The organism is Mitsuokella sp. oral taxon 131 str. W9106, from assembly GCF_000469545.1.
Lineage (GTDB): Bacteria > Bacillota > Negativicutes > Selenomonadales > Selenomonadaceae > AWVT01.
Genome location: NZ_KI273053.1, coordinates 34113 through 34801 on the forward strand (window position 1 = coordinate 34113; position 689 = coordinate 34801).

The 689-nt window shown below is 50.9% G+C and carries 2 protein-coding genes; one reads left to right on the plus strand and one right to left on the minus strand.

All coding sequences use genetic code 11. The features are described from left to right. Nucleotides 1–219 (plus strand): hypothetical protein (locus HMPREF1985_RS11410; protein ID WP_021770853.1); only part of this gene is annotated, 219 nt, incomplete at its 5' end. A gap of 42 nt (nucleotides 220–261) precedes the next feature. Here the strand turns inward: HMPREF1985_RS11410 and HMPREF1985_RS02420 are convergent. Next, a complete protein-coding gene (locus HMPREF1985_RS02420) occupies nucleotides 262–501 on the minus strand; it encodes a hypothetical protein (protein WP_040636831.1) in 240 nt (79 codons plus the stop codon). Between the last annotated feature and the right edge of the window lie 188 nt (nucleotides 502–689).

Sequence of the window (689 nt, forward strand, 5' to 3'; positions counted from 1 at the left end):
CTCGGCCGCAACTTCGCGATGAGCCGCAGCCCGGTCCAAAGCTACCGCCGCTCCATGCAGAGCTTCCAAAGCACGCTGCAAAACACGGGCAGCCGTACCTTGGATCAGATCCGTATGGGCAGGGACAGCAACAATGCGTTTTTGAAGGATGATGAAGGAAATAAAACCGAAGCTGCAAGAAAGAATACAGTTACCAACGATACGAAAGACACAAAATAAAAGAAGGGCAGGCTTGCCTGTCCTTCTGTCTTGTCGTTCGGTTTAACGAGCGACGGAGAGAGGGATTCGTTCTGACCGAGAAGCGGGCGATTGATCTTCTAAACGTTTCACTCGTTCTAGCAGCTCTTTGTTTTGTTCCAGCAGCAACCGTACATCCTTACGTAATGCAGCTATCATATCGTTGTTTGCATGGGCATTGTCATAAACGGCATTCAAAACTTCGGAGGGGGAATAATACACCGTCTCTTTCTTCTTTTCGCTATTGCTGCTGGACAGTCCCATCGCAAATCCCTCCATTTCGTCGTCTTTGTTCGCTTTCCATGGCTTTATGGTAGCATATCCGACGTCTCACTGCAAGACTTTTCCCACACTTTTTCCGAAGGAGGCCGTCTCATGCCGCGCATACGAAACTTGCTCGTGCTCGCCCTGCTTTCCGCGGGGCTTCTAGCAGGGCTGCCGCATCACGCGCT

Coding starts and splice junctions, on each gene's coding strand:
- HMPREF1985_RS02420 (WP_040636831.1), bottom strand. CDS start 501: ATGGGACTGTCCAGCAGCAATAGCGAAAAGAAGAAAGAGACGGTGTAT.